Source organism: Rhizomicrobium sp. (genome assembly GCF_056722145.1).
The window spans coordinates 1-2,231 of record NZ_JBWZET010000273.1; the positions used below are offsets into that span (position 1 = coordinate 1).

Genomic DNA, 2,231 nt, shown 5'->3' on the forward strand with positions numbered 1-2,231 from the left:
GCCAAGGCAGGCGCACGCTATGACAATTTCGTCGCAGTGCTTGGCCGCCGGCTCAATCAGGGACCAAAACTGCGGCAGGAGATCCCGGAGGATGTGAAGTCACCGGGAGATCAAGACCGGCATCCGCTGTGACGCCATCGCATCATAGCGTTCGCCGTTGAAATTACCTCTGCTCCAAGAACAAACAACTTACGCTCCAGCAAATATTTTTTCTCTGCTTTACGCTGCGCCACGAAAGCGCGTGAATTGTTGTTGATTAAGTCATATTCTTGCCTTTTTTAATCGTCCCCGTTGCGGATCGCGCCATCGCGGCTCGCCAGAATGGGGATCAAATTGACCGTCTCTATCGTCCATTCCGAATCCTTCTCGCGTGGCGCACGCATGCTGCGCACCGCGCTGGGACCGGCGATTGCCGCTTTCCTCGCGGACGCCTCGATCGTCGAGGTGATGCTGAATCCCGATGGAAGGATCTGGATCGACCGGCTCTCGGGTGGCTTGGAGAACACGGACCAGGTGATGTCGCCTGCCGATGGCGAGCGCATCGTCCGCCTGGTCGCGCACCATGTCGGGGCGGAGGTGCATGCCGGGCAGCCGCGCGTCTCCGCCGAACTGCCCGAGACAGGAGAGCGGTTTGAGGGCCTGCTGCCGCCCGTGGTCGCGGCACCCGCCTTCGCCATCCGCAAGCCCGCCACCGCCGTGTTCACCCTGATCGACTATGTCGAGCACGGGATCATGACCACCCAACAGGCGGCGATCCTGCGCATCGCGGTGCGGGAACGGCGCAACATCCTGATCGCAGGCGGCACCTCGACCGGCAAGACGACGCTCACCAACGCTCTGCTCCTGGAGGTCGCGCAAAGCACCGACCGGGTGGTGCTGGTCGAGGACACGCGCGAGCTTCAGTGCAAAACGCCGAACCTGGTGGCGCTGCGCACCAAGGACGGTGTGGCCTCGCTTTCCGATCTCGTCCGCTCGGCGCTGCGCCTGCGGCCCGACCGCATTCCGATCGGGGAGGTGCGCGGCGCCGAGGCGCTCGATCTTCTCAAAGCCTGGGGGACGGGACATCCGGGCGGGATCGGCACCATCCATGCCGGCACCGCGCTCGGTGCGCTGCGACGCCTTGAGCAACTCATCCAGGAAGCCGTCATCACCGTCCCCAAGGCCCTCATCGCCGAGACCATCGACCTGATCGCCGTGCTGTCAGGGCGCGGGGCGGAGCGCCGTCTTACCGAACTCGCCACCATCGTCGGTCTCGATCCAGCCACTGGCTATTACCGCGTCCTCTCCGCCGAGGTCGGCGGAGAGGACGGACCCACCCTTCAGGGAGACCAGCCATGACCCATGTTTTTAACGTCCTACACCTGGGTCGTCATCGCCTTCGCGAGTTGGTGATGGCCGCTACCTTGTTCGTGGTCTTCGCGCCCGCCGCCTATGCATCGGGCTCGAACATGCCCTGGGAAACACCCCTCAATGAGATTCTGGAATCCGTCCAGGGGCCGGTCGCCAAGATCATCTCGGTCATCATCATCACCGTGACCGGCCTCTCGCTCGCCTTCGGCGAGACCAGCGGCGGTTTTCGCCGGCTGATCCAGATCGTCTTCGGGCTCTCCATCGCCTTCGCCGCCAGCTCGTTCTTCCTGTCCTTCTTCTCCTTCTCGGGTGGAGCGCTGATCTGATGGCCGCGGTCGTCGATCCCGACGTGCCCGGCTTCTTCGCGCCGGTGCATCGAGCGCTCACCGACCCGATCCTGATGGCGGGCGTACCGCGTGCGGTGGCCATCGCCAACGGCACCTTGGCGGCCGCTATCGCGCTTGGCCTGCGGCTCTGGATTCCCGGTGCGCTGCTCTGGGTGGCGGGGCACACCGCCGCGGTCTGGGCCGCGAAGCGCGATCCGCAATTCGTCGACGTGGTGCGCCGCCATCTGCGTTACCCCACCTGGCTCGGCGTGTGAGGCGCCGATGCTGAACCTCGCCGAATACCGCCATCGTCCCGCCGGCCTCGCCGATTTCCTGCCTTGGGCGGCATTGGCCGGGAAGGGCGTCGTCCTTAACAAGGACGGATCATTCCAGCGCACGGCGGGGTTTCGCGGCCCCGACCTCGACAGCGCAACACCGGCCGAACTCGTCGGGGTGACAGCCCGGCTCAACAACGCGATCCGCCGGCTCGGTTCCGGCTGGGCGATCTTCATCGAGGCACAGCGTATTGGTGCCCAGACCTATCCGCACAGCAGT

The 2,231-nt window shown here is 64.8% G+C and carries 3 protein-coding genes and 2 pseudogenes; all 5 read left to right on the plus strand.

The features are described from left to right. Window positions 1-132: pseudogene (locus AC1P6P_RS14310) on the plus strand (CopG family transcriptional regulator); the annotation flags it as partial. A gap of 249 nt (window positions 133-381) precedes the next feature. Beyond that, on the plus strand, window positions 382-1,338 hold the full coding sequence (trbB, locus tag AC1P6P_RS14315; protein WP_481403120.1) for a P-type conjugative transfer ATPase TrbB: 957 nt from the start codon (window positions 382-384) through the stop codon (window positions 1,336-1,338). Between the two features lie 53 nt (window positions 1,339-1,391). Further along, window positions 1,392-1,676 carry a TrbC/VirB2 family type IV secretion system protein gene (locus AC1P6P_RS14320; RefSeq protein WP_481403121.1) on the plus strand — a complete coding sequence of 95 codons (285 nt, stop codon included), beginning with the start codon at window positions 1,392-1,394 and terminating at the stop codon, window positions 1,674-1,676. Further along, window positions 1,676-1,951, plus strand: coding sequence for a VirB3 family type IV secretion system protein (locus tag AC1P6P_RS14325; RefSeq protein ID WP_481403119.1), 276 nt, complete (start codon window positions 1,676-1,678; stop codon window positions 1,949-1,951). The genes AC1P6P_RS14320 and AC1P6P_RS14325 overlap by 1 nt, the downstream gene beginning before the upstream one ends. Before the next feature lie 7 nt (window positions 1,952-1,958). Further along, window positions 1,959-2,231, plus strand: a pseudogene (locus AC1P6P_RS14330) (conjugal transfer protein TrbE); the annotation flags it as partial.

Coding starts and splice junctions, on each gene's coding strand:
- AC1P6P_RS14320 (WP_481403121.1), top strand. CDS start 1,392: ATGGCCGCTACCTTGTTCGTGGTCTTCGCGCCCGCCGCCTATGCATCG.
- AC1P6P_RS14325 (WP_481403119.1), top strand. CDS start 1,676: ATGGCCGCGGTCGTCGATCCCGACGTGCCCGGCTTCTTCGCGCCGGTG.
- trbB (WP_481403120.1), top strand. CDS start 382: ATGCTGCGCACCGCGCTGGGACCGGCGATTGCCGCTTTCCTCGCGGAC.